Consider the following 24,374-nt stretch of genomic DNA (forward strand, 5'->3'; position numbering starts at 1 on the left):
GGTGGGTGCGGGGGCGTCACGCGGGGGCGTTATTCGCAGCCGTCGGGCCGGGGAATGGTCGGGCGGTACGCGCACCAGCGTTCGCTCTGGCCGCGCAGGCTGTACGGTCCGCGCAGGATCTTGCGGCCAGGGTCGATGGACGCCACGATCTTGAACGATTCCAGCGAACGGGAACTGATGGTGAGAGTGCCGCCGCTGAACACGATGTCGATGGGCAGGTCCGGGATGTCGTCGCGGTTGCTGGCGAAGCTGCCCGAGGCGCGCCGGCCGTCGATGTTCAGGATCGTCAGGTACCCGAACGGGTGCGTCCAGGAGCCGAGCAGGTCGCTGTACGGCGAGTCCGGCGCGGCGGCCGGCGTGACCGTCACCGTCTGCGCGGCGCTGCGGACCGCGCCGGCCAGCAGGGTGTAGGTCGTGGTCTGGGCAGGGCTGACCTTCACGCTGCCGCGCGCCGGGAAGCTGCCGTCCAGACCCTCGATCTGGATGCGTTCGGCGTTCTTGACGTTCCAGCTGAGGGTGCTGGACGCGCCGCTGCGGACCGTGCGGGGCGAGGCGCTGAACGCCACGACCGACGGCGTGGCGGCGGGCTGCGCGGGCGGCGTGACCGGCGGCGTGGCCGTGCCGGTCTGGGCGGCCGGGCGGGGCGTGACGGTCACGGTCCGGCTGCTCTGCTGCTGCCCGCTCGTCAGGACGAAGCTGGTCGTGCGCGACAGCGTCAGCGTGGTCCGGCCGCGCGGGGGCCAGTTGCCGTTCTGCGGGCCGGGCACGCCGCTGATGCGCACGGCGCTGGCGTTGCTCACGTCCCAGCTCAGCGTGACCGGGCCGCTGCCGGTCAGGGCGGCGGGCGTGACCGTGAACGCGTTGATGCGCGGCGTGGGGGCGCTGCGGACCGTCACGACCTGCGAGCGGGTCACGGTGCCGGCGCGCAGCGTGAAGGTGCGGGTGGCCTGCACCGGCACGGTCGCGCGGCCCGACGCGGGCCAGGACCCGTCGGCGTTCGGGCCGGGCACGCCGTCGATGCGGACGCTGCTGGCGTTCGTGACGTTCCAGGACAGCACGGCCGTGCCGCGCCCGGTCAGCTGGGCGGGCAGCGCCGTGAAGGACGTGACGACCGGCGTGGGCGGCGTGACCTTCACGGTCAGGCTGCGCTGCACCTCCCCGACGCTCAGGACGAAGGTGCGGGTCCGGGGGACAGTCAGGGTGGTGCTACCGCGCGCCGGCCACTTGCCGCCGGTCAGCGGGCCGCTCAGCCCGGCGATCCGCACGGCCGGCGCGTTGCGCACGTCCCAGCTGAGCGTGACGGGGCCGGGCGCGCTCAGGGCGGCGCTGCTGGCGCGGAAGTCCACGATCTCCACGGGTCGGGGCGTGACGGTCACGCGCTGCTCGATGGTCTTCTTCCGGCCGTCGCGCAGGTACAGCACCAGCGTGAAGGTGCGGGTCCGGTCGAGCTTCTCGACGATCTCGCTGCCGCTGGCGTCGAACTTGCCGTTCACCGGTCCCTTGAGGGGCAGCACGTCCACCTGCTGGAAGCCCGGCGCGTTCCAGGTGAGGGTCACGTCGCCCTCCCCGACCAGCCGGGCGGGTTCGGCGGTGAAGGTGACCTTCTCCAGGTTGGCCTTCTCGGCGTCGGCGGCGAGTTTCTCCGCCTCGGCCTGCTGGTCGACCGGCTGGACCTTCAGGGGCTTGTTCACGGAGACCTGCTCGCCGGCCTCGTTACGGGCCGTGAGGGTGATGACCGTGTCGGTGGGCGGCGCGGGCTTGATGGTCTCGCCCTGCGGGCCGCTGTCCTCGGTGCCGGCCCCGTACTGGACGTTCACGCCGACGGCGTTCTTGGTCTTCCAGGTGATCTTGAACTGTCCGTCGGACTTGACGGTGCCGGGCGTCACCTCGAACTGCGTGAATTCCGGGGCGGGCGTCGCGATGTCCAGGCGGGCGTTCGCGGAGTTGGTCAGGCCGTTGCCGCCGCTGGCGGTGATGGTGTAGCTCGTGGCGACCTTCGGCGTGACGGTCTTCTTGCCGCGCGCCGCGACGGTGCCCAGACCCTCGATCATGACCGAGTCGGCGTTCAGGACCTCCCAGGTCAGGACGGCGGATTCGCCCCGGCTGATCTCGGCGGGTTCGATCCTGAAGGTCTTCACCTGCGGTCCCAGCACACTGACGGCGCGGGCGTCGGTCTCGCGTTCCGTGCCGTTCTGCGCGGTCAGCGTGAAGGTCGTGTCCCGGCTGGGCTGGAAGCGGCGCGTGCCGCTGGCCGGCACCTTGCCCAGCTCGCTGATCGTGACCTGCTCGGCGTTCCGGACCCGCCACGTGACCGTGACCGGCCGGTTCCCGGCCACCCGGACGGGCGTCACGTCGAACACCTCGATGACGGGCCGGTCGAAACGGGCCTGCACGGTCTGGGTGTTCGCCGCCGCGCGGCCGATCAGCGAGCGGGCGTTCAGGGTGTACTTCTGGTCGCGGCTGATGCCGGGCACCGTCAGGCTGCCGTCCCGCGGCAGGTTCCGGCCCGCCGCGCCCAGTTCCGGGATGCTGACGCGCGTGGCGTTCTGCGTGTCCCAGCGCAGCGTGAACGGCTGCCCCGGCCGGACGACCGTGTCGCTGCCCGCCAGGTTGAAGGTGTTGATGGTGGGCGGGCGGGTCAGCAGCCAGATCAGCACGCCCAGCAGGATCAGGATCAGCGGCAGCATCCACAGCGGCACGAGCGGCAGGTGGTGCAGTTCCGCGCGGGCCTGCGCGGCCGGGTGTTCGCCGGGCTCGCCGTCCGGGCGTTCCGGGAACACGTCCACCTGCAGGTCGTGCTGGCTGGGCGCGCCGAGCCAGCGCAGCGGCACCCGCACGCGCAGTTCCTCCTCGCGCGACTGCCCGGCGCCCAGCGGCAGGCGGGCCGGCAGGTCGTTCACGCGGATGCGGCCCTGGCCCTGCACGGCCTGACGGGCGGCCATCATGGCGGCGTGGCGGGCCTCGGCGGTCGCCTGCCGCGCCGTCTCGCGGGCCAGCTGGGTCGGGTCGACCGGCATGCCCGTCGTGGTCGTCTGCGGAACGGTCACGAGGTCCTGCAGGCGCGGCAGGATCCGCAGCGCGCCCTCGTTGTCACGCAGGCGCGGCAGCAGGACGCCGTCGGTGTTGCCGCGGTTCTCGACGCGCAGCACGTAGCGGGCGTGCCGCCAGGTGCGCCGCACGGCGGGCAGCAGCGTGGCGACCGTCTCCTCGAAGGGCGCGACCGTCACGGCCAGCGGCGCGCGGCCGCTCTGGGTGGGGTCCTCGCGGGAGCGGGCCAGGACCGTGACCGGGTACTCGCCGGCGCGGCTGGCGCTGTCGCGCGGGGCGAGCAGCGTCAGGGTGGTGTGGCCCTGCATGCCGGGGTTCAGCTGCACCTCGCCGTGCGCGTCCTGCACCCACTCGGGCGGCAGGCCGTCGAGGCTGACGCGGAAGTGGTCCACGGTCGGGCCGGTGTTCGCGAGCAACAGGTGCAGCGTGAAAGGCGTGCCCGGCACCAGGGTCACGCGGTCCTGTTCGGGTTTCACCACGATGCGGGGCGGCGCGGGGGCCTGCACCGGGTCGAGCAGCACCAGCCAGTAGGGCCGCAGGTACAGCGGCGTGCGGGCCGGCCAGCGCAGGCGGGTCATGGGCGTCAGGGGCAGGCCGTCCATGACGGTGCCGTTCGTGGCGGTCAGTTCCGTGACGTGCGCCTGCCCGCCCGTGAATTCCACGTTCAGGTGGTGGCGGCTCACGCCGATGTGTTCCAGCACGACCGCGTTGTCCGGCGCGCGCCCCACCGTCAGGCTGGGCGACGTGACGACCTGGGTACGCAGCAGTTCGTGACGTTCGCTGAACACCAGCAGCCGCGTGTCCGGCCCGCTCTCCTGCCCGTCGAGGCTGGGGGCGGGCGGCAGGACCGGCAGGGCGCTCAGGCGCAGGGTGGGTTCCGGCCCGCCGGGCATCAGGGCGTTCAGGACCTCCTGCAGGGCCGCCTCGAGCGCGCGGGCGCTGGCGTACCGGTCCTGCGGGTCCTTGGCGAGGCAGGTCAGGATGACCTCCTCCAGCGCGGGGGGCAGGTCCGGGCGCAGCAGGCTGGGCACGCGCGGAGCGACGTGCTGGTGCTTCTCGAGCGCCTCGGCGGCGTCGCGGATCTCGAAGGGCACCAGGCCGGTCACGAGTTCGTACAGAATCAGGCCCAGCGCGTACAGGTCGGTGCGCAGTTCGTTACGCACGCCCCGGCACTGTTCGGGGCTCATGTACGCCAGGGCGTTCACGACGGCGCGGTCGTGGGTGCCGTAACTGCCGGCGCGCAGCTCAGCCAGCCCGAAATCCGAGAGTTGCGTGACGTACCCGGTCTGCCCCAGCAGGGCGCGGCCGGGTTGCAGGATCAGGTTCTCGGGTTTCAGGTTGCCGTGCATCAGGCCCTGGTCGTGCGCGTGGGCCAGTCCGGCGGCCGCCTGCCGGATCAGGTCGGTGGCCGTCACGATCGGGAGCGGCTGGGCGCTGCGCGCCTGCCCCTGCAGCAGCTGGCGGGCGCTGCCCTGCCGGCCCAGCTCCATGGCGTAGAAGGCCCGGCGGTCGCGGTGCTGCAGCGGTTCGGTCGGCAGGACGTTCGCGTGCCGCAGCGAGTTGACCTTCAGCAGCAGCCGCTCGAGCTGCATGATCAGGAACGACTGGCCGCTGCTGGTGTCGTCCAGGACGCGCAGGGCGACCTCGCGGTTCTCGTCGAGGTCGGCGGCCACGTGGACCGGGCCGAGCCAGCCGCTGCCGAGCGGCCGGCCCAGCTGGTAGTGGTGGAAGGCAGTGCTGTCGGTCATTCAGAGACGTCCTGGGTGGGGCGTGAGGTCCGTGGAGGGGGCGGCGCGGCGGGGTCGGGGGGAAGGTCAGGCCGGGCGGGGTCGGGGGCAGGATCAGGCCGGGCGGGATCGGGCGTGGGATCAGGCCGGGCAGGGCCGGGCGGCGCGGTGGGGGGCGGGTCGGCCCACTCCACGATCACGCGGGCGTGCGCCGGCGCGTGCGCGTACACGAAGGCCGTGACGGCCCCGCGCCCGGCGGTGTCCTCGCCGTCCAGGGAGTCGAGCAGCGTGACGCGCAGCGTGTGCGGCTCGGCCGAATCCTCGCGCAGCACCGGCGTCAGGCCGTACACGGTTTCCAGCGCGCGGGTCAGGCCGTAGCGGGTGCCGCGCCAGCGGTACAGCGTGACCGCCTCGCGCAGCCACGCCCGCTGCCGCGCCTCGGGCCAGTGCGGGTCCAGGGGAATGCCCAGCCACTGCGCCGTCCAGCCCAGCACGGGCGGCGGCGCGACCCGCGGGTCGAAGTGCAGGTCCACGCTGTCCTGCCGGCGTTGCAGCGGCTCCCAGATGCCCTCCAGGACCTTCAGGAAGCGGGCCAGGAACTCGGATTCCTGGTAGAAGGGCGGCAGGAACGACGTGTACATGGCCGGCCCGGCCGCCGGCGGCAGCGGGGCGGGGGAGGTGGGCAGCGGGGGCCGGGCCGGGCGGGCCGCGAGTTCGCCATGCACGTCCCGGCGGCCCGCGGCGGGCGGGGCGGGCGCGGGCGTGGTGTCGTTCAGGAACGCGACGGTGAACGGCCCGATCTGGATCTCGTCGCCGTGTTCCAGGCGGCGCGGCTGGTGCGGCGTGAGGCGGTGGCCGTTCACGAAGGTGCCGGTCTCGCTGCCGGCCAGGTCGGTCAGCAGCAGCGCGCCGCCCTCCACGCTGATCTCGGCGTGGCGCACGGCGACGCTCGGGTCGCGCAGCGGCAGGCCGTTGTCGGGCGTGCGGCCGATGGACAGCTGGCGGCCCAGGGTCAGGGAGCGCAGCACCTCGCCGCGCTGCCGGACCTGCAGTTGCGGCATCAGTGATCCACCCGCACGTGGTGAACGTCCGACACGATCAGCGCCTGCGGGGGCAGCGGGAGGCTGCCGGTGACGGTCTCGCGCTGCTGCGGCTGGCCGGGTTCGGTCAGGACGACCTGCACGTCCTCGGCGACCTCCACGCCGCTCACGCCGCGCAGCAGGCCGTACAGTTCGCTGATGCTGAGGGTCCGGCCGAACGGCCAGCCGCGCCCGTCGGGGCCGCCCGTGAAGGGATTCAGGTAGCCGTACAGGGCCTGCATGGCGCGGCGGCGCACGTCCTCGCGGGCCGGGCGGCTCGCGCCGGGGTACGAGCGGATGGTGGCGGTCACGCTGACCCACACGTACTGCGGGGCGCGCAGGTCCAGGGTCGTGCCGACCGGGCGGCGCAGGTCGAGTTCCTCCTGCGCGGCGGCGCGCAGTTCGGCGCTGAGCGTCAGGCGTTCCGGCGCGATCCGGCCGGTCAGCGGCGAGAGCGGGTCGGTCACGTCGCTGTCCGGGCCGATCAGGTCGTCGAGCGACACGCCCGGCAGCAGCGCCAGCGTGACCTGCCCGGCCGGGACGTTCAGGGCGCGCAGCGAGCCGGGGTACGTCTGCCCCGGCACGGCCATGTTCGGCGTCACGCAGCGCGCGCGGGCCACGCCCGGCACCTGCGCCGCCAGGAACTCGTAGTCGTCGGCGGTCACGGCGCGCGTGCGGGTGCGCAGCAGCGACGGCACGCGGTGCAGGGCGTCCTCGAGCTGCTGGCCGTTGCGGCCCCCGGCGGCCGGGGCGTGGTTCGTGACGCGCGCCACGTACGGCACGCTGCTTTTCAGGACGGTCAGGGTGCGGGCCGGGACGTTCCCGGACGCGCCGCCCCCGTACTGGTAGCGGCGCAGGCGGACGGCCGCGTCGGGCGGGGGGGCCGCGCCGAAGCGGTAGACGCTGCCGTCGGGTTGCAGGATGCTGGGGCCGAACGCCACCTCGCCGCTCGTCGTGTCGAGCGTGAAGTGCCGGTCTTCCGGGCCGGATTCCGAGAAGTCGATCACGGGCGTGAACACCAGCGTGTCGCCCTCGGCGGTCGTGGCCTCCACCACGTCCCGGTCCGGGTCGAGGTTCAGGACCGGGCCGTGCAGCAGCCGGAACCGCTGGCCGGGCACGCCGGTACTCTGCCCGAGCAGTTCGTTCATGACGACCGTGGCGTGCCGGGCGGGGACCGTGATGCCGCGCGCGTCCACCTGCAGGGTTTCCAGGTCGGGGCTGACCTTGTACCCGGCGTGCATCTGTTCGTTCGTCAGGCGGCAGCGCAGCCAGTAGCCGCGCCGGTCGAAGAACGCGCCCTCGCGCATGGCGGGCAGGCGCAGGATCAGTTCGCCGGACACGTTGAAGGCGTGCGTGCCGTCGTACTCGACCTCGCACGGCACCCAGCGGCCGACCCCGCCCTGCCACGCCTCCCAGACGTACGGCGGGTGGTTGGGGTTCACGCCCGCCCCCCCGGCGAGTTCCACGCCGAGGCTCAGGGCCAGCACGTGCTCGCTGTGGTCGTCGGCGAGTTGCAGGAACAGGGCGTCACCGGGGCGCGGTTCCGGCTGGAAGATCGGGAAGCGGTGGCCCGGCAGGCCCAGTTGCGCCAGGTCGTGACGGACCGCTCCGGCCGTCTCGGCGCTGGCGGTTCCCTCGGATTCCAGGCGGACCTGCGCCAGGGTGTTCGCGGTGAACAGGCCCGTCAGGGTGGGGGGCCGGATCACGCCGGCGCGTTCGGTGGAGAACACGGTCGCCTCGTTCACCTCGGTGCGCAGCGTGGCGACCTCGGTGCCGGCCGCGATGACCAGCGGCGTGTCCTGCGGGGCGCTCAGGTACAGCGTGACGGGCGCCACGGCGGCGCGGGGCGGGGCGAGCTGCACGCCGATCATCTCCAGGAAGGCGATCAGCAGTTTGTCCGGCACCTGGTTGACCCGGTACAGCAGCAGGTCGGTCATCCAGGCGAAGATCTCGATGATGGCGATGCCGGGGTCGCTGGCGTTGTGGTCGGTCCATTCCGGGCAGTACTGGGGAATGAGCCGGCGCGCCTCTTCGAGGATGTCGTCGAAGCGGCGGTCGTCGAGGTTCACGGTCGGTAGGGGCACGGCGGGATCTCCAGAAAGGAAGGGGGGGGCGGCGGCGCGGGTGGGCGCCTACAGCGAGCGGTAGAAGGGAAAGACCAGCGAGCGGGGCTCCGGCTGCCCCTTCAGTCGGTAGCGGATGTCCACCACGACGCGTGAGGTGTCGTTCGGGTCGAGTTGCGCCTGCACGCCGTCCACGTCGATGCGGGGCTCCCAGGTGCGCAGGGCCTCGTCCACGTAGAACGACGCGAGGCCCAGGGTGGTGGCGTCGCCCGGCGCGAACACCAGTTCGTGAATGCGGCAGCCGTACTCGGGCCGCATGACGCGCTGGCCGCGCGCGGTCATCAGCAGGGTCAGGATCGCCTGCGTGACGGCGCGTTCGCCGGACACCATCGCCAGCTGCCCGCGTGCGTTCACGCCGACCGGGAAGGCCACGCCGGTCCCGAGCACGTCGGCGGGCGTGGGGGCGTCCAGCGAGGAGGGGAGGCTCACCGGGGCCCCCCCGCGTTCCGCGCCGGCCTGTTCCGTAGGGGACTGCTGAGGCCGGGACTGTTGAAGGCAGGAGGGTTCAGGGCAGGACGGTTCAGGGCCGCGCCGCCTGGGGCGCTGCGGGCGGTCATACCGGCTCCGGGAGGCGCGGCTGCGCCTGGGGCGTGTTCGCGTCGAGGTGCAGGGCGCGCCCGTCGAGGGTCAGGACCGACAGGTGCCGCACTGCCTCGCGCGGCGTGTCCAGATGCACGACGCCCTGCGGGTCGCTGAAGGCGCGGGCGCCGCCGTCGCTGCGGACCAGCGCGTCGGCCAGCGGCTGGCCCTGCGCGTCGAGCAGCTGCCAGCTCGAGCGGCGGCGCTGCGAGACGGGGGCCGCGCCGCCCGGCGTGGCCTGCGCGTGGAAGCTCAGGTCGCGTTCCAGCACCATCGGGGAGCGGGTGGTGACGCCCAGGTCGAGCGGGACGGTCACGGTGTAGTTCAGGTGGGGCCGCACGGTCTGCCCGAGGCTGCTGAAGACGCTGGCGGTGTCGCCGGTCGCAACGGTGCCCAGGATGCCCAGGCCGGTGTCGCGGGCGGCGGGCGGCAGGTAGCGGTCCTCCCAGTCGTCCTGGCGCATCAGGGCGGCCAGGACCCGCCACAGGACCTGCCATTCGTCGCGGCCGAGTTCGTCGAGCTGCGCCTTGAAGAACACCGTCACCAGGAAGCGCAGGTCCATGCGGCGCGGGGCGAGGGTGCGGCTGACGCCCGCGCCGGTGTGGGCGTGCGTGAATTCCATGGAGCGCAGCGCGGCGTTCTCGCGCAGGTCGTGCAGGAAGAAGTTCAGGGTGGGGCGCGTCAGGCCCGACACCCAGCTGGGCGTGGGGGCGGCGAAACGGATGTCCAGCGCGTCGCGCGGCAGCCCCGCTTCGGTATAGACAAGCTCCTTGAGGGCCTGCTGAACGTCCGCGATCACTGGACTCCCCGCGGCGTGGCGAGGGCGCCGGGTACGCCCCCCACCAGCCCCCCCCACCGGAGGCATGTGCGGAAATACACTGATTTTTCTCGTCCCTGAGCAGTATTTTTCAAGGTTTTTCCTCGCGGTTAGGTGATGAACGGGTCAGTATAGAGGCGCCCCCCGCCCCGCGTCTGCTCACATGTGGTGGACGGCTTCCGCCGCGTCTGCGATGTTGGATATCTCACAGCCACAGGCGCCGCCCACACCGGCCGCGTCACCTTCAACCCTGCACCCAACTTCCGGAGGAATCCATGCCCGAATACCTGTCACCCGGCGTCTACATCGAAGAATCACAGAGCGGCCCCCGCCCCATCGAGGGCGTCAGCACCACCACCGCCGCCTTCGTCGGCTTCGCTCCCAACGGCCCCGCCAACACGCCGGTCTTCGTGGCCAACTGGCAGCAGTTCAAGGAGATCTTCGGCACCGCCGACGCCAGCGGCGCCCGCAACCCCTTCATGGACGGCGCGTACCTCGCCCAGAGCGTGTACGCGTACTTCAACAACGGCGGCACCCGCTGCTACGTCGTGCGTCTCGTGCCCAACCAGGCCGACACCCGCACCGCCCGCACCGTCGAGGCCGCCCGCCCGCTGCAACTGCCCAGCCGCGCCAGCAAGGCCGTGCCCAGCCTCAGCATCGTCGCCCGCGACGGCCGCCAGAGCGACATCCAGATCGAGGTCCTCGCACCCGACCCGGTCAAGACCGACGCCGCTCCCAAAGGCAAGGACGGCAAACCGGCCGAGACTCCCGAGGACGGCAGCGACGGCCTGTTCACCCTGAAAGTCACCCGCAACGACCTGACCGAGACCTTCCCCAACGTCTCCATCGGCAAGAAACACGCCCGCAACGTCGCCGAGGTCGTCAACAAGGACAGCACCCTGATCACCATCGAGGAGGCCAGCTCCACCGGACCCCTCGTCGAACGCGCCCCCGAGGCCGGCACCTACGTCCTGCAGGCCGACAGCAACGTCATCGAGCAGGGCCGCGAACTCAAGGGCCAGGACTTCGTGGGCAGCGTGGACAGCCGCAGCGGCATCGAGAGCCTCGAGATCGCCGAGGAAGTCAGCATGATCGCCGTGCCCGACCTGATGAGCGCCTATCAGGCCGGCATGATCGGCGCGGACGGCGTCAAGGCCGTGCAGCGCGCCCTGATCGACCACTGCGAACGCAACGCCAACCGCATCGCGCTGCTCGACACGCCCCCCGACCTGACCCCCCAGCAGGCCGTGAAATGGCGCAACGTGGACACCAACTTCGACTCCAGCTACGCCGCCATGTACTACCCCTGGCTGAAGATCGAGGGCCCCGACGGCAACCCCATGATGGTCCCGCCCAGCGGCTTCGTGGCCGGCATCTACGCCCGCAACGACGTGGAACGCGGCGTCCACAAGGCCCCCGCCAACGAGGTCGTGCGCGGCATCCTCGGGCCGGCCATCCAGATCACCAAGAGCGAGCAGGACATCCTGAACCCCATCGGCGTGAACTGCATCCGCGAGTTCCCCGGCATGGGCGTGCGCGTCTGGGGCGCCCGGACGCTGTCCAGCAACGCCCAGTGGCGTTACGTGCCGGTCCGCCGCCTGTTCAACTACGTCGAGACCAGCATCGAACGCGGCACCCAGTGGGCGGTGTTCGAACCGAACGACGAGAACCTGTGGTTCCGCATCCGCCGCGACATCAACTCCTTCCTCACCAGCGTCTGGCGGGACGGCGCGCTGTTCGGCAACACCACCCGCGAGGCCTTCTACGTCAAGTGCGACGCCGAACTGAACCCCGACGAGATCCGCGACCGCGGCATCCTGCAGGTCGAGATCGGCATGGCCCCCGTCAAACCCGCCGAATTCATCGTGTTCCGCTTCAGCCAGCACGCCGGCGGCGGTCAGTAACCCGCGCCCCCCACTCTCCGCTGAGCGGCGCGCGGCCACGCCCTCCCCACCGACCCCCCACCCGCGCCGCCCCGGCAGCCCCGAACAGCAGCCCCTGAATCCCCACTCCCCTCACCGGAGGTACCCCTATGACCGCACCCACCCGCAAGGACCCCCTCGTCGCCGCCTACTTCAGCGTTCAGTTCGACAACAAGGTCGTCGGCGCCTTCCGCGAGTGCACCGGCCTGGGCAGCGAGAGCCAGGTCGTCGAGTACCGCGCCACCGACGCCAAGGGCCGCGCCGTCCTGATCCGCGAACCCGGCACCATGAAGTACAACGACATCGTCCTCAAGCGCGGCATCACCAACGACATGGACATGTGGACGTGGCGCCAGCAGGTCGAGGAAGGCAACATGGACGAGGCCCGCCGCAGCGGCACCATCACCCTGCACAACCAGAAGGGCGAACCCGTCGCCGCCTGGACCTTCGAGCGCGCCTGGCCCAGCAAACTCAACGGCCCCACCTACGACGCCAAGAGCAACGAGGTCGCCATCGAGGAACTGACCATCACGCACGAAGGCTACAAGCGCGTGCCTGCGGGCGGCTAAGCGCGCCGTGCGGATCTGAAGCGTGAACGAACTGCCTTTCATGCTGCCCGTCGGACTGTTCACGTCCGACGGGCAGGTTCACCGCAGCGGCGTGATGCGTCTGGCCACCGCGCTCGACGAGATCGAACCGCTCGGTGACCCGCGCGTGCAGCGCAACGAAGCCTACTACCCGCTGCTGCTGCTGGCCCGCGTCGTCACCCGCCTGGGACCCTTCGCGCCGGTCACGCCCGACATCCTGGCCGTGCTGCCCGCCGCGGACTTCGCGTACCTGCAGACCCTCTACAGCCAGATGAACACCGCCCCGGCCTCCACCTGGAGCGCGCCTGCCCAGGCCGCGCCCGGTCCGGCCGCAGCGGCGCAGCCTGCCGGCGCATTCCCGGACGACGTGATCGAGACGGAGTGCCCGCACTGCGGCGCCCTGCTGGAACTCGACCTGTCCGCAGGCGTGTCCGCATGACCGGCGCGCCCCGCCCCGCTCCGCCGGCCACCGGGCCGACCCCGGTCGGGGCGCGCGCCACGCCCGTCCCGACCATCGACCTGGACGAGGTGACGCGGCGCGTGTACCAGCTGATGCTCGAGGACCTGCGCCTCGACCTCGCCCGGAACACCGGAACCCGCTGAGGACCTATGGACTTCAAAGCAACCGCCAGTTTCAACCGTGGCCGCCCGCGCGTGACCGCCACCCTGCGCCTCGGGCCGCTGGGACAGGCGACCTTCTCCGCCGGCGGCGACGCCCCCACCCTCACACCGGCCGCGCGGCCCACCCACCGACCGGACGGCAACCCGCAACGCAGTTCCCTGTCGATCCTGAGCAACCACCGCTATCAGGTGTCCATCGACGGACTGGAGTACGCGGCGTTCAGCGAGGTCAGCGGCCTGCAGGTCGAGACGGAAACCATGGACTTCATCGAGGGCGGCGTGAACGACCGCGTGCTGCGCCTCCCGGTCCGGTCACGCGTCGGGAACCTGATCCTGAAACGCGGACTGGTCGCCGGGAACGAACTGCTCGAATGGCACCTGAACATCGTGCAGGGCTACCTGGACGTCCGGAACGTCACGGTCACCGTCTACGACCACCCGCAGGCCAGCCGCACCGCCGCCGGCGGGCAGGCGCTCGAGGCGCAGGTCCGCATGCGGTTCGAACTGCTGCAGGCCTACCCGGTCAAGTGGAGCGGCCCGACCTTCAGCGGCAACGGGGACGCCGTGTCGGTGGAAACGCTGGAACTCGCGCACTCCGGGTTCCTGCAGACCAGCCGCTGAACGTGCCCCGGCGCGCCCCGCCCGTCCGGCGGAAGCGGGCCACCAAAGGAGCCAAGTGAGTATCTTCGACGAGCGGCTGCGCCGCCTGAAACACGCCGGGCAGATGGCCGTCACGCAGCAGGACCGCGCCTTCATGCCCGGGACCCTCCCGTCCTTCTCCGCCGCGCCCGCCCTGCCGGTGCGCGGCCCCGTCCTCCCCACGGTCCTGCCGCCCGCCCGTCCCGGCGGTCCCCGGCGTGTCCAGGCGCGACTGCTGGCCCTGCCGGCCGCGTCGCCGCCCGCTCCCCCTTCCCGGTGGCCTGACGTTGCCCACGCGGCGGCGCCCGTCGCTGTCCCACGACCCGCCCCTCTGGCGGCCCTCACCACTGCAGTCGCCGCTCCGGCCCGGCAACAGGACACGGCAGCGTGGCAGCCCGCCGCAGAGGCTTCGGCCGCCGGTCCCCGTGCCGACACCGCTCCCCACGGCGACACCGTTCTCCACACCGACCCCGACCCGTACGGCGACTACGCCGAGGCGCTGGCGGCCGGCCTGTCCAGCACGCCGCCCCTGGGCCTGCTCCCCCCGACCCCGGAACCGACCGCTCTGACCGCGCCGCACAGCGCCGGCGAGGCGACCGGGGCCGCGCAGGACAGCCCGCTGCGGCCCGCCTCGTTCCTGGAGACCCTGGCCCTGAACACCCGCCCGGACGACCGGACGGCCGATCCGCTTCCGGCCTCCGGTCCCCCCCGGACGCTGGAAGTGTCACCGGACGCCCCTGTCACGGAGCGGTCGATCCGGCCGGCACCCACTGCACCTGAGCCTGCCGCGCAGGTCACGCCGCCCCCCACAGACCACCCGGCCGCCGCTGGCGATAGCGCGACCGTTCCCGTGTCTCCGGCACCCGCTCCGGCATCCGATTCGCGCCTGGAGTCGTCGCCTACCCCCCGTCCCGTCCCGATGGCAGAGGCCGATGACGCTCCGCTGTCGCCTTCCCGGACAGGGGTTCCAGCGGCCCCCGCCGGACCCAGCCGCGAGGCCGAGAGCAGCGCGGCAGCGCCCAGGACGGAACCGGTCAGTACGGCGGCAGTGTCGCAGGATTCGGCCGCCTCTGGGTCTGGGGAACCGTCGGTGGACACCGGTCCCCCCCTGGTCTTCCCCGACGTTCCGACGCCCGAGGAACGCGAACGGCGCGATCAGGAACGCCGGGAACTCGAGGCGCTGCTGCGCGCCGGGAACAACGACATTCCCGTGCGACTGCCCCGCAAGCCCCGCCCGCCGGGCGCCGCGCCGCGCCCGCGTGAACCGGAACCCGAGGAGGTGCGGCCCGCGCCGCCCATCCCGGCGGACGTGTCGCAGAACATCCTGGCCCGCCTGAACCGCTTCGCGGAACTCGAAGCGCAGGGCGAGGTGGAAGCCTCGCCGCTGGGGTTCGGGGAACTGCTGAACTGGCGTGACCACCACCCGGAACGCAACGTCGCTCCTGAAGGTGACGCGGCGGCCAGCCCGTCCGCCGGTCTGGACACCGCGCCCGCAGCGGTCCAGTCGGGCGTGCCGGCACCCGCCGCGCCAGACCTGCCGGCCGCGCCGCGCCTGCGGGCCCGTGCCAGCCGCTCGGGCCGCACCGCCCGCGACCGCGCAGCGGAACCCGCCGACACCGACGAGGAGCCGGACAGGGCACGCCCCGACGCGGCCCCCTCCTCCCAGGTTCTGCCCGCAGAGGCCAGACCTGATCTGCCCCGCCCGGTCCCGGTCGTCTCCCCAGCGCCCACGCCGGAGGTCGTCCCGCCGGTCCCCGCCCCGGCGGCGCCACCCGTTGCCATTCGGTCGCCAGCGGCCCGGCCTCCGGAACCCCAGCCCGTGCCGGTCAGCCGTCCGGTCCTCCCGACCCGGCCCCCGGCTCCGGCAGACGCACCGTTCGAGGTGCGGCCGGACGACAGGCCGCTGGACGTGGACCCAGCTCCGGCTCAGGCGGCCGCGGCGGATGACGCCATGCCGGGCGACTCCAGACCGGTTGGAAGCATGAACCCGGCCGACCCGTCCCGTACGCCGGACAAAGCGACCGGGCCTGAAACGCCCAGCCCGGTCGGGCCTGCGGCAGACGACCCCCGGCCCGACCCAGTCGCCACCCGGGGGGTCACCGACCTGCCCGGTCCCTCCCGACCGGCGGCGCCGCCACCCGTTCCAGAGGGCGGTGCGGCACGTCCGCACGAGGCGCAGCAGGACGCCCGCCCCCGCCCGCAGGAGCCACTGCCGGTCGCCAGGGTGGACGCACCGCCGGAAGCGGTCCCAGTCCTGCCGGGCCTCAACAGCCCGCAGCAACCGTCCATGCGCGCCGGGGGCAGTCCGGTGGCCGAAGCGCACACCGCTCCCATCAGCGTGATTCCCTCCCGACCGGTGCCCGTCCCCGCAGATTCCGGCGTTCCGGTCGCGCGGCCGTCACAGCCTGACGCGCCCGCGCGGCGCGACGCCGGGCGCCTCCCGGACCCGCCGGCCCCGAACGGGCCCCACCCGGAGCGCAGTCCCTCTGCTCCGGTGGACGTTGCCCCGGTCAGCGCCGGCCCCCGCCAGCCGACCGCAGAACCACCACTCTCCAGCACCACGGACGACCGGACGCCCCCCGTCGGGCCGGAACTGACCGCTGATCTGCCGGGCGACGCTCAGGCCGCGCCGGCTCCGTCCGTGACCCTGCCGGTTCCCGGTCCCAGGCATGGCGATCGTCCGGTCGTGCGGCAGGAACCGGCGCCGCAGGTGACCGATCCGGTCGCCGTCGCTCTGCCACCCGTTCCGGCCTCTCCCCGGCTGCCCTCCGCTTCTCCGGCGCCGGCCCGGCCTGAACCGACTGTCCCGACCGTCGCGGCGCCCGAGGCCGCAGGCGTTCAGCAGATGGCCGTGCCCGAGCTGGCCGTACCCTACGCTCCGCTGGCGACCACGCCACCGGTCCCCCGAACGGAGACGCGGGAGCCGGCCCGGCCGGTGGACAGCCCCGGACCGTTCACTCCCGTGCCGAACGCCCCGGTTGTCCCGGTCGAACCTCACGCGGCTGGCGTCCTGCCGGAGGTGCCCAATCCAGCCCTCGCGGCTGCTCCGGCAGCCACTGTCGTGGAATCCATGGTGGCTGCGGACGGGTCATGGCGTCCCGCAGAGCTACCGGCTCCCGTTCTGCCGGATGTCCGCCCCGACACGCTCCTTCACCCGGCCGTCGTCGTACAGCCCGTGGCGCCAGCTGACGTGTCACGGAGTCCCTCAGAGGCTCCAGCGCCCACTGCGCCGCACTACCGACCGGACGTGCCCGCTCGGCCGGTCATCACGGCGCCCGTCCCTGCGCCCACTCCGGAAGTCCTGCCAGAGCGGGCAGTGGCCGGAGTTCCCAGTACAGGGTCACGCACCGTCACGCCCCCGACCGGGTTGCCCGTGATCCAGCGGGCACCGACCCCACAGCCCGCCATGCCTCCGGTTCCCGTGCCGGCGGGCCGACCGGAGTGGCAGGACGCCCCGGATGCCAGGACGGCGCCGGTTATGGCCCGGCCAGTCACTGTCCCGGTTGCGACCGGCCCTACCGCAACCGACCCTGCGCCGACCAGCCAACCTGGGACTGACCCTGCCCCGACCGGCTGGACCGCCAAGCCCAGGCCAGGGATTCAGGCCGCCGCGCCCACGGTCCTTCCATCACCGTCCACGCGGCATGACACGCCCGGTTCTGCACGGCCCGACGGGCTGCCGTTGCCTGTCACGCCATCCGGCGAGGTGCCCGGAGGTCCACCGGTCCCGCCCAGCCGCCTGCCGCAACCCGTCGCTCCGGCCTTCGCGACGGCGGACCGCGTGGCCGCAGACGTCGTGGGAGCAGATCTCGTGGGAGCGGCCTTCGCACCGGGACGACCGGACGTGAGCAGTCTGGACACGGCACCGACCGTTCCGAACCTTCCACCCGTTTCCGCCACGCAGCCCATTGCCGCCCTGCCGCCTTCCCCCATCCTGCCATCGGTGCCGGGGGCGCTCCCGGCCACGCCGGTCGTGGTGCCGGCGTGGCCGTCGGAGGCCCTGCCCTCCGTCGTTCCGGTCACTCCGTTCCCCGCTCAGGAGCATCCAGGGATTCCGGCGGGTTCGCCCGACCGGGCGGCCACTCCCCCCCACTTCCCGGTGCCCGTCCCCCCGGAGGTGCCGGGGCCGGTCGTACCGGGGCTGTCCGGGTCGGCGCTGTCTGGATCGGCGGGGCTGTCCGGATCGAAGGGGCTGGCCGATCTGGCGGCGGCGTTCCCGTTCGCCGGGCCTGTGGCGGTCGCGCCCCCGTCAGGAGGGCAGCCGTCGGGAGGCCCGCCATTGAGGGTGGGGCAACCCGCCCTGCCGCCTGTGCCACGCCGCCACGATGACGGGCCGCCCGTCTCCCCCACCGCTCCGACGACTCCGGTGCAGCGGCTCTCGCAGGCGCTTCAGGCAGCGGTGCGGCACGACGGGCACGGGCAGCCGCTGGCACCGGGCGCGCAGGCGACCCTGGCGCGGTTGATGGGAACGTCCGTGGCGGACGTCCGCGTCGTCCGGAACGCCAGCGTCCTGCCGGCCCTGCAGGCCGCGCGGGCCGAGGCGCTGACGGTGGGCCGCACGGTGTTCCTGTCGCCGGACACGCGGCTCGACACGCCGGCCGGAACGGCGCTGGCCGCGCACGAGGTCACGCACGCCCTGCGGCGCGATCAGCCGTCGTTTGTGCCCGAGGTGCTGCGCCGCGCACCCGGCCCGGCCCGCCCGGACGCGCACGACGAGGAGGGCGTGGCGCTCGCGACCGAGCACGCCACGTACCCCGCCAGCGAGCCGGACCGGCGACCGGCCCCGCCTACCGCGTGGGAGGCGCGTTCCTGGGAGACGGACTCTCCGGCCCCGGCGCCCCGACCAGCAGCGCGGCCACCCACGTCGGCTCCCGCCCGGCCGGCGCCGGAGTCTCAGCCGTTCCTGCCGGGCGTGCCGCCGCCCGCGCCGGCCGGTGGGGCGTGGGTACACGCGGCGGCGCTGGACCGGCCGGCCGCTCCGGCAGCGGCGGAGCGGCAGGGAGATGGCGCGGCGGTGGGTCGCCGGGCGCCGTCGGCGCCGTCCGTGGATCTGGATCAGGTGGCGCGCGAGGTGTACGCGCGGCTGCGGGAGCGGCTCAGCACCGAACTGCGCCGCGTGTGACAGCGGAGGGATGGCCCCCCGGCGGGATCAATCCGGAGGGCTCCTGCTCGCTCTGCGGGGAGGCTCTGCGAGTCGCATCCGCTCCGACTGAACGGCTCTGCAAGCCATTCAATCGGAGTCCTGTTCAGAGGCGGGTGCGGACCTCCCACAGTTCCGGGAACAGGACGGTTTCCAGGGCGCGGCGCAGGTAGCCGGCGCCGCTGGTCCCGCCGGAGCCGCTCTTGAAGCCGATGGTGCGTTCCACGGTGGTGAGGTGGTTGAAGCGCCAGCGGCGGAAGTTGTCCTCGACGTCCAGCAGTTTCTCGGCCAGTTCGTACAGGTCCCAGTAGGTGTCGGGCTGGCGGTACACGGTGATCCAGGCGTTCAGCACGGCCTCGTTCAGTTGCGGGGGCTGACTGGGGTCGCGGTTCAGGACTTCGGCCGGGACGTTCAGGCCGCGCGCATCAAGCAGGCGCAGCGTCAGGTCGTACACGCTGGGGCCGTGCAGGGCGTCGGTCAGCGGGCCGTGCAGGTCCGGGCGGTGCTCGTGCGGGCGGGCCAGGACCGCGTGGCGGTTCCCGAGCAGGAACTCGACCATGCGGTACGAGGCGCTCTGGAAGCCGGACGCCTGCCCGAACGCGCTGCGGAACGACAGGTAGTCGGCGGGCGTCATGGTCTTCAGGACTTCCCAGGCGTTCGTGAGCTGCTCCTGCGCGCGCACGACGCGGGTCAGGCCCTTGAGGGGCGCGTCGGTGATGCCCAGCGCGAGCTGGTCCATCGCGGCGCGCAGCTCGCGGATGATCAGGTCCAGCCACACCTCGGAGACGTGGTGGACGGCGATGAACAGGTGCTCATCGTGGGCGTCCGTGACAGGCCGGTGGGCGCTTTTCAGGGTGTCGAGCTGCAGGTAGTCGCCGTAGCTGAGGCTGCGGGTGAAGTCCGTGTAGGCCTGCTCGGGTGCGTCCCGGTCGGGCGCTCCGGGCCGCGCAGCGCCGGATCGGTCGGGGGCAGGGCGGTCGGGGGCGCTCACGCGCGGGCCTCCAGCGCGGCCTGCACGCCCGCCACGGCGCGGGCCACGTCCGCGTGCGAGTGGTACAGCGGCGTGAACCCGAAGCGCAGGATGTCCGGCGTGCGGTAATCGCCGATCACGCCGCCCCCGATCAGGTCCGCCATGACCTCCCGCGCCTGCGGGTGCCGGTAACTGACCTGCGAGCCGCGCCGCGCGTGCTCCTGCGGCGTGACCAGCGTCAGCGGGAACCGGGCGCACAGCGGCTCCATCAGCCGGATGAAGGTGTCGGTCAACGACAGGCTCTTGGTGCGCAGGGCGTGCAGGTCCACGTCCGCGAACACGTCCAGGGCGCTGTCCAGGGCACTCAGGCTCAGGACCATCGGCGTGCCGGGCACGAAGCGGCGCGCGCCGGGCGCGGGCGTGAACGCGCGGTCCATCTCGAAGGGATCGGCGTGGCCCATCCAGCCGCTGATCGCCACGGGGGCGGCGTTCTCGTTGCCCAGGTGCCGCTCGGAGACGAACAGGAACGACGGCGCGCCGGGGCCGCCGTTCAGGAACTTGTACCCGCAGCCCACCGCGAAATCCGCGCCCGCGCCGCGCAGGTCCACCGGGAACGCCCCGGCCGAGTGCGCTAGGTCCCACACGGTCAGGACGCCCGCCGCGCGCGCCTGCGCCGTGATGGCCGCCATGTCCAGGCGGCGGCCCGTGCGGTAGTCCACCTCGGTCAGCAGCAGCGCCGCCACGTCCGCCGTGAGGTGCCCGTCCAGCGCGTCGGGGTTCACGCGCCGCAGTTCGTACCCGCCGCCCAGCAGGTCCAGCAGGCCCTGCGCGACGTACAGGTCGGTGGGGAAGTTCTCGGCGTCCGTCAGAATCACGCGGCGCTCCGCCGGGGCGAGTTTCAGTGCGGCGGCCAGCACCTTGAAGGTGTTCACGCCCGTAGTGTCCGTCACCGCCACCTCGTGAGGGAGCGCGCCGATCAGCGGGGCGATCTTGGCGGCCACGCGATCCGGCAGGTTCATCCAGTCGCGCCCCCGGTCCGCCCCGGCACTCCACGAGCGGATCAGGGCGTCGCCCCACTCCTGCGCCGCGACCTGCTGCAACCGCTCCGGCACGGCGCGCGGCAGCGCCCCCAGGCTGTTGCCGTCCAGGTACACCACGCCGCCCGGCAACGTGAATTCCTCACGCTTGCGGGCCAGCGGGTCGTGGGCGTCCAGGTCCAGCAGGTCGGCGGGAATGGCCGCCCCGGTCAGCGCCGCACCAATCCGCGCGTGCAGGGGGGAAGCGGGGGGGCGGGCGGTCTGGGCAGCAGTGGTCTGGGCAGCGGTGGTCGTCGCGTGAATGTTCGTCATAGTGACTCCTGGGAGGGACCGGGCGGCCGTACCGTCAGCGCCACGCACGGGGCGCGGGCGACAGGGCGGGCAGGGTCCGGGGCGAAGGCGGGTCAGGGCAGGTGCAGGGCGGCGCGCAGGGGCACGCGGCGCATCGGGCGGCCCAGGTTCGCGCACCACCAGTCGTGCAGCGCCCGCGCGATCTCATTCGCGCCGGGACGGACCGGCCAGGAGTGACGGGGCGACCTCATCAAGCGGCAGTATGCCACGCACGCCCCCGCCTCTGCCGTACCCTGAAGGGCATGAGCGACCTTCTGACCTGCGCCCACTGCGGCGCCAGGAACCGCGTGCAGACCGTCCCGGACGCCCAGGTGCCCGCCTGCGCCCGCTGCGGTCAGGCCCTGCCCTGGCTGGTTACCGGCACCGACGCGACCTTCACGCAGGACGTCCGGGCCTCCGTGCCAGTGATCGTGGACTTCTGGGCGCCCTGGTGCGGCCCGTGCCGCGTGATCGCCCCCGCGCTGGAGGCACTCGCGCAGGAACGCGCCGGAAAAATCAAGATCGTGAAGGTGAACGTGGACGACCACCCGCAGGCCCCCGGTCGTCACGCCGTGCAGGGCATTCCCACCCTGCTGGTCTTCCGGGACGGCGAGGTCGCCGGGCGTCAGGTCGGAGCCGTGGGCCTGCCCGAACTGCGGGCGTGGCTGGACCGCAGCCTGCCCGCCAGATAGACGCGGCGCGCCCCGCCGGACAAATGGACCCGCAGGTCTGCCCTGAGGACCGACAGGAAAGCCGTGACCTAGCGGCGCAGGAGTTTCACGGCGCGGACGACGTCCTGCGGTGTGACGGCCTCGCCGGGGCGGGCGCGGCAGCCGCCGGCGTACTGTTCGAGGATCTGTTCGCCGGCGGCGTCGAGGGCGCTGCGTACGCCGCTGAGTTGTGTGAGGATGTCGTGGCAGTCGCGGCCCTCCTCAATCATGCGTTGCAAGCCGCGCACCTGTCCCTCGATGCGGCGCAGGCGCAGCAGGACGCGGGTGTCGGTTTCGGTCAGGGGGGACGCGGGGGTCTGGGGGTCGGTGGGCGTGTGGGTGGTCATGGTGGGCGTGGACTCCTGTGCGGCGGGAACGGCGGGCGGCCCGGCTGGGGGCGTGCGTGTCCGGCAGCATACTCCGGGGGGGCATGGGCCGGGTGTGTTCCCGCGTGGGCGCTCAGAGTCTGAACACGCCGCGCTGTTCGGGCTGGACGAGGTCCACGTATTCGCGGTGTTCGCGGATGTACGCGGCGATGAAGGGGCACATGGGGACGGCGTGTTTGCCCTGGGCGCGGATGTCGTCGAGGGCGGCGCGGGCCAGCAGGCTGCCCAGGCCTTCGCCCTCGTGGCCGGGCGTGACCTCGGTGTGGGGGAGCATGACGGCGTGGTCGCCGGCGGGGCGGAATTCCGCAAAGCCGAGCAGGGTGCCGGTGGCGTCGGTCAGTTCGTAGCGGTGGGTGTCGTCGTTGCGGCGCACGCTGGGGGTCTGGTCCTGGGTCATGGGGTCAGTATGTCCGGGCGGGAGTGCTGCCTTTCATGAGGATTCGTTCATGGGCTGCCCCTGCTTTGCTTGGCAAAGTGATTCACATGACAGAGCCCTCATGAAACCTGACATAGGGTGCCTCACATGACCAAGCAGATTCTCGTCGTCATGTCCAGCGAAAGCCAGCTGCCCATGCAGGAAGGCAAGACCCACGCCACCGGCTTCTACCTCAACGAGTTCGGCGTTCCCGCCCACAAACTCGTGCAGGAAGGCTACGCGCTGACCATCGCCACGCCCAAAGGCAACCGCCCCGTCATGGACGCCGGCAGCGACACCAAGGACCTGTTCAAGAACGAGGAAGAGTACGAGCAGATCAAGGCCTTCGTGAACGACACCCTGAGCGGCCCCATCGTGAAGCTCGCGGACGTGACCGGGCACCTCGACCAGTTCGACGCGGTGTTCCTGCCCGGCGGGCACGCCCCCATGATCGACCTGATGAGCGACGCCGACCTCGGCACCGTGCTGCGCCACTTCCACGCGAAGGCCCAGCCCACCGCGCTGATCTGCCACGCGCCCGTCGCCCTCCTCGCCGCGCAGCAGGACGCCGCCGCGTACCAGCAGACGCTGCAGGGCGGTCAGACCCCCAGCGCCAGCGACTTCATCTACAGCGGTTACAAGGCCACCGTGTTCAGCACGCCCGAGGAAAAGGACGCCGAGCAGGGCTTCGAGGCCCCCATGCAGTACTACCCGGAAGACGCCCTGAGCGCCGCCGGGATGACACTGCACAACGGCGCGAAGTGGACCAGCAACGTCGTCCGTGACCGCGAACTGATCACCGGCCAGAACCCCATGAGCGACGACGAGTTCGTGACCGTGCTGCTGGGCGCCCTGAACGAGAAGGCCCAGACCGCCGGGGGGATGGACGCCGGGGCGAACGCATGAGCGTCATCGCCGTTCACGCCGTCATCGTCCCGAAACCCGAGTTCGTGGACGTCGTCGAGAAGGAAATGCTGTCCATGGTGCAGGCCAGCCGCCAGGAGGAAGGCAACCTGCGCTACGACCTGCTGAAGGAAGTCAGGGAGGGCGTGACCCGCTACCACGTGCAGGAACGCTACCGCGATCAGGCGGCCGTCCAGGCGCACCGTGACAGCGCCCACTACCAGGCGTACCGCGCTAAGGCTGGCGACTGGTTCGCCCAGGCTCCCGAAGTGACGGTCCTGAACGAGATCGACGTGGCCGGCTGAGGCTTACAGGAAAGGGTGTGGGCGCAGAGCCCAGGGGGTTAACCCTGCGGTGGATATCTCACGCCTCCCGACAGGGAAGCCGCGCGTGCTGCTCAGCACCCGACAGCTTCTGGAGTGTTCGTGTGGGAATACAAACCAAGAGTTTCCACGGGCGAGAGAACAGCGACCAGAACGAAGGCCCAGGAGGCAGGGGTTTGAAATTCCCCGGTCTCATGGGCCTTGATGCGAAGTGACTATGCCTCGCATGCCCAGCCTACCGCAAAGCATCATCACCGCCCAGCTGAACCGGTTCACCAGCCTCAGTGGCCTCGTCCCCTACAGCACCCTGCGCAAAAGTGCCATCTCCAAAGAGATGGCGCGGGACACCTTTGCCTCCACGGAGGACTTCAAGCGTCGAGCCAGGAACGCGCCCTCCGGCGCGTTCCTGGCCATCGATTTCGTCATGGTGCCCCACGCCGGACGGACGACGGAAGACGTGAACTACCACTACAGCGGTCAGGCCCAGACCCGTCTGGGCCATCAGTTCACCTCCGCGGCCCTGGTCAGGTTCGGTGAGGATCCAGTTCCGCTGCTGGAGCGCTTCAAGGTTTCCCAGCCCCTTGAGACGACCTGTTACCCGTACCGCACCGCCACGCAGGAAATGATCCACGTCGTTCAGGATTGCCTCGCGGCGGACGTCCCCATGGCGGGTCTGCTGCTGTATGGGGAGTTCGGGCGGGACGCCGCCGTCACCTTCAGTCGCGAGCATCAGATTCCGGTCTTGATCCGGGCCAAAGCCAATATGACCGTGCAGTTCGAGGGTGAGTCCCTCACCCTCGGTGCGCTGAGCCGGCAGTTCCCTCCGGAACGCTGTCATACGGATTCCGTTTGTTTCGCCAACAATCCGGAACTTCGCTGGATTGCCGGCTCCACGTCCGGAACCCGTTTCTCTCCTTCTCTGCGGGGCAGCTCTACGAGTCGCATCCGCCCGGATTGAACGGGCTTTGCAGCCCATTCAATCGGAGTCCGTATCACCTGTACGCGGAGCTCGGGTGGT

Annotated in this window: 20 protein-coding genes; 10 read left to right on the top strand and 10 right to left on the bottom strand. The window is 72.1% G+C overall.

Annotated features, from left to right (window positions below):
• Window positions 1–29: 29 nt before the first annotated feature.
• The 5 genes from CBQ26_RS10175 to CBQ26_RS10195 all read right to left on the bottom strand — a co-directional run bounded on the left by CBQ26_RS10175 (window position 30) and on the right by CBQ26_RS10195 (window position 9,355).
• Window positions 30–4,796, bottom strand: a complete 4,767-nt coding sequence (locus CBQ26_RS10175) for a protein kinase domain-containing protein (RefSeq protein ID WP_088248526.1) — start codon at window positions 4,794–4,796, stop codon at window positions 30–32.
• Complete coding sequence (locus CBQ26_RS10180; protein WP_088248527.1) at window positions 4,793–5,836, bottom strand: FHA domain-containing protein; 1,044 nt, start codon at window positions 5,834–5,836, stop codon at window positions 4,793–4,795. The genes CBQ26_RS10175 and CBQ26_RS10180 overlap by 4 nt, the downstream gene beginning before the upstream one ends.
• Window positions 5,836–7,938, bottom strand: coding sequence for a putative baseplate assembly protein (locus CBQ26_RS10185; RefSeq protein ID WP_088248528.1), 2,103 nt, complete (start codon window positions 7,936–7,938; stop codon window positions 5,836–5,838). The genes CBQ26_RS10180 and CBQ26_RS10185 overlap by 1 nt, the downstream gene beginning before the upstream one ends.
• A 48-nt stretch (window positions 7,939–7,986) precedes the next feature.
• On the bottom strand, window positions 7,987–8,406 hold the full coding sequence (locus tag CBQ26_RS10190) for a GPW/gp25 family protein (protein ID WP_229844197.1): 420 nt from the start codon (window positions 8,404–8,406) through the stop codon (window positions 7,987–7,989).
• A gap of 124 nt (window positions 8,407–8,530) precedes the next feature.
• On the bottom strand, window positions 8,531–9,355 hold the full coding sequence (locus CBQ26_RS10195) for a Pvc16 family protein (protein ID WP_088248529.1): 825 nt from the start codon (window positions 9,353–9,355) through the stop codon (window positions 8,531–8,533).
• A 293-nt stretch (window positions 9,356–9,648) separates the two neighbouring features.
• Between CBQ26_RS10195 and CBQ26_RS10200 the strand changes: the two genes are divergently transcribed.
• From CBQ26_RS10200 to CBQ26_RS21295, 6 genes are all read left to right on the top strand, one after another.
• Complete coding sequence (locus CBQ26_RS10200; protein ID WP_088248530.1) at window positions 9,649–11,277, top strand: phage tail sheath family protein; 1,629 nt, start codon at window positions 9,649–9,651, stop codon at window positions 11,275–11,277.
• Between the two features lie 128 nt (window positions 11,278–11,405).
• Entirely contained in the window at window positions 11,406–11,864 is a 459-nt protein-coding gene (locus tag CBQ26_RS10205; RefSeq protein WP_078305303.1) for a phage tail protein, read from the top strand.
• A gap of 22 nt (window positions 11,865–11,886) precedes the next feature.
• Entirely contained in the window at window positions 11,887–12,321 is a 435-nt protein-coding gene (locus tag CBQ26_RS10210; RefSeq protein ID WP_088248531.1) for a hypothetical protein, read from the top strand.
• On the top strand, window positions 12,318–12,485 hold the full coding sequence (locus CBQ26_RS21865) for a hypothetical protein (protein ID WP_172418021.1): 168 nt from the start codon (window positions 12,318–12,320) through the stop codon (window positions 12,483–12,485). Before CBQ26_RS10210 ends, CBQ26_RS21865 begins: the two co-directional genes overlap by 4 nt.
• 6 nt (window positions 12,486–12,491) lie before the next feature.
• Window positions 12,492–13,124: a phage tail protein gene (locus tag CBQ26_RS10215; RefSeq protein ID WP_088248532.1), complete on the top strand. Its 633-nt coding sequence runs from the start codon at window positions 12,492–12,494 to the stop codon at window positions 13,122–13,124.
• A gap of 55 nt (window positions 13,125–13,179) precedes the next feature.
• Window positions 13,180–18,264: an eCIS core domain-containing protein gene (locus CBQ26_RS21295; protein WP_143342046.1), complete on the top strand. Its 5,085-nt coding sequence runs from the start codon at window positions 13,180–13,182 to the stop codon at window positions 18,262–18,264.
• Window positions 18,265–18,388: 124 nt separating this feature from the next.
• Here the strand turns inward: CBQ26_RS21295 and CBQ26_RS10225 are convergent, their stop codons facing one another.
• From CBQ26_RS10225 to CBQ26_RS21870, 3 genes are all read right to left on the bottom strand, one after another.
• Window positions 18,389–19,273: a tryptophan 2,3-dioxygenase gene (locus CBQ26_RS10225; protein ID WP_088248534.1), complete on the bottom strand. Its 885-nt coding sequence runs from the start codon at window positions 19,271–19,273 to the stop codon at window positions 18,389–18,391.
• Window positions 19,270–20,601, bottom strand: coding sequence for a kynureninase (gene kynU, locus CBQ26_RS10230; RefSeq protein WP_088248535.1), 1,332 nt, complete (start codon window positions 20,599–20,601; stop codon window positions 19,270–19,272). The genes CBQ26_RS10225 and kynU overlap by 4 nt, the downstream gene beginning before the upstream one ends.
• Window positions 20,602–20,693: 92 nt before the next feature.
• A complete protein-coding gene (locus CBQ26_RS21870; protein WP_172418022.1) occupies window positions 20,694–20,831 on the bottom strand; it encodes a hypothetical protein in 138 nt (45 codons plus the stop codon).
• A 51-nt stretch (window positions 20,832–20,882) separates the two neighbouring features.
• Between CBQ26_RS21870 and trxA the strand changes: the two genes are divergently transcribed.
• Complete coding sequence (trxA, locus tag CBQ26_RS10235) at window positions 20,883–21,311, top strand: thioredoxin (RefSeq protein ID WP_088248536.1); 429 nt, start codon at window positions 20,883–20,885, stop codon at window positions 21,309–21,311.
• Window positions 21,312–21,379: 68 nt separating this feature from the next.
• On the opposite strand, the gene CBQ26_RS10240 is transcribed toward trxA, so the two are convergent.
• Both CBQ26_RS10240 and CBQ26_RS10245 read right to left on the bottom strand, forming a co-directional pair.
• Complete coding sequence (locus CBQ26_RS10240; RefSeq protein ID WP_088248537.1) at window positions 21,380–21,676, bottom strand: metal-sensitive transcriptional regulator; 297 nt, start codon at window positions 21,674–21,676, stop codon at window positions 21,380–21,382.
• A 112-nt stretch (window positions 21,677–21,788) separates the two neighbouring features.
• Window positions 21,789–22,112 (bottom strand): GNAT family N-acetyltransferase, encoded by a 324-nt coding sequence (locus tag CBQ26_RS10245; protein WP_088248538.1) that lies wholly within the window; start codon window positions 22,110–22,112, stop codon window positions 21,789–21,791.
• Window positions 22,113–22,238: 126 nt separating this feature from the next.
• Here CBQ26_RS10245 and CBQ26_RS10250 point away from each other — a divergent pair, with 126 nt between their 5' ends.
• From CBQ26_RS10250 to CBQ26_RS10260, 3 genes are all read left to right on the top strand, one after another.
• Window positions 22,239–23,036 (top strand): type 1 glutamine amidotransferase domain-containing protein, encoded by a 798-nt coding sequence (locus tag CBQ26_RS10250; RefSeq protein ID WP_088248539.1) that lies wholly within the window; start codon window positions 22,239–22,241, stop codon window positions 23,034–23,036.
• Window positions 23,033–23,338: a putative quinol monooxygenase gene (locus CBQ26_RS10255; RefSeq protein ID WP_088248540.1), complete on the top strand. Its 306-nt coding sequence runs from the start codon at window positions 23,033–23,035 to the stop codon at window positions 23,336–23,338. Before CBQ26_RS10250 ends, CBQ26_RS10255 begins: the two co-directional genes overlap by 4 nt.
• Window positions 23,339–23,582: 244 nt before the next feature.
• Complete coding sequence (locus CBQ26_RS10260; protein ID WP_088248541.1) at window positions 23,583–24,314, top strand: hypothetical protein; 732 nt, start codon at window positions 23,583–23,585, stop codon at window positions 24,312–24,314.
• The last annotated feature ends 60 nt before the right edge of the window (window positions 24,315–24,374 follow it).

Source organism: Deinococcus indicus, assembly GCF_002198095.1.
GTDB classification, from domain to species: Bacteria; Deinococcota; Deinococci; order Deinococcales; family Deinococcaceae; genus Deinococcus; species Deinococcus caeni.

Coding starts and splice junctions, on each gene's coding strand:
- CBQ26_RS10175 (WP_088248526.1), bottom strand. CDS start 4,796: ATGACCGACAGCACTGCCTTCCACCACTACCAGCTGGGCCGGCCGCTC.
- CBQ26_RS10180 (WP_088248527.1), bottom strand. CDS start 5,836: ATGCCGCAACTGCAGGTCCGGCAGCGCGGCGAGGTGCTGCGCTCCCTG.
- CBQ26_RS10200 (WP_088248530.1), top strand. CDS start 9,649: ATGCCCGAATACCTGTCACCCGGCGTCTACATCGAAGAATCACAGAGC.
- CBQ26_RS10205 (WP_078305303.1), top strand. CDS start 11,406: ATGACCGCACCCACCCGCAAGGACCCCCTCGTCGCCGCCTACTTCAGC.
- CBQ26_RS21865 (WP_172418021.1), top strand. CDS start 12,318: ATGACCGGCGCGCCCCGCCCCGCTCCGCCGGCCACCGGGCCGACCCCG.
- CBQ26_RS10215 (WP_088248532.1), top strand. CDS start 12,492: ATGGACTTCAAAGCAACCGCCAGTTTCAACCGTGGCCGCCCGCGCGTG.
- kynU (WP_088248535.1), bottom strand. CDS start 20,601: ATGACGAACATTCACGCGACGACCACCGCTGCCCAGACCACTGCTGCC.
- CBQ26_RS21870 (WP_172418022.1), bottom strand. CDS start 20,831: ATGAGGTCGCCCCGTCACTCCTGGCCGGTCCGTCCCGGCGCGAATGAG.
- trxA (WP_088248536.1), top strand. CDS start 20,883: ATGAGCGACCTTCTGACCTGCGCCCACTGCGGCGCCAGGAACCGCGTG.
- CBQ26_RS10240 (WP_088248537.1), bottom strand. CDS start 21,676: ATGACCACCCACACGCCCACCGACCCCCAGACCCCCGCGTCCCCCCTG.
- CBQ26_RS10245 (WP_088248538.1), bottom strand. CDS start 22,112: ATGACCCAGGACCAGACCCCCAGCGTGCGCCGCAACGACGACACCCAC.
- CBQ26_RS10250 (WP_088248539.1), top strand. CDS start 22,239: ATGACCAAGCAGATTCTCGTCGTCATGTCCAGCGAAAGCCAGCTGCCC.
- CBQ26_RS10255 (WP_088248540.1), top strand. CDS start 23,033: ATGAGCGTCATCGCCGTTCACGCCGTCATCGTCCCGAAACCCGAGTTC.
- CBQ26_RS10260 (WP_088248541.1), top strand. CDS start 23,583: ATGCCCAGCCTACCGCAAAGCATCATCACCGCCCAGCTGAACCGGTTC.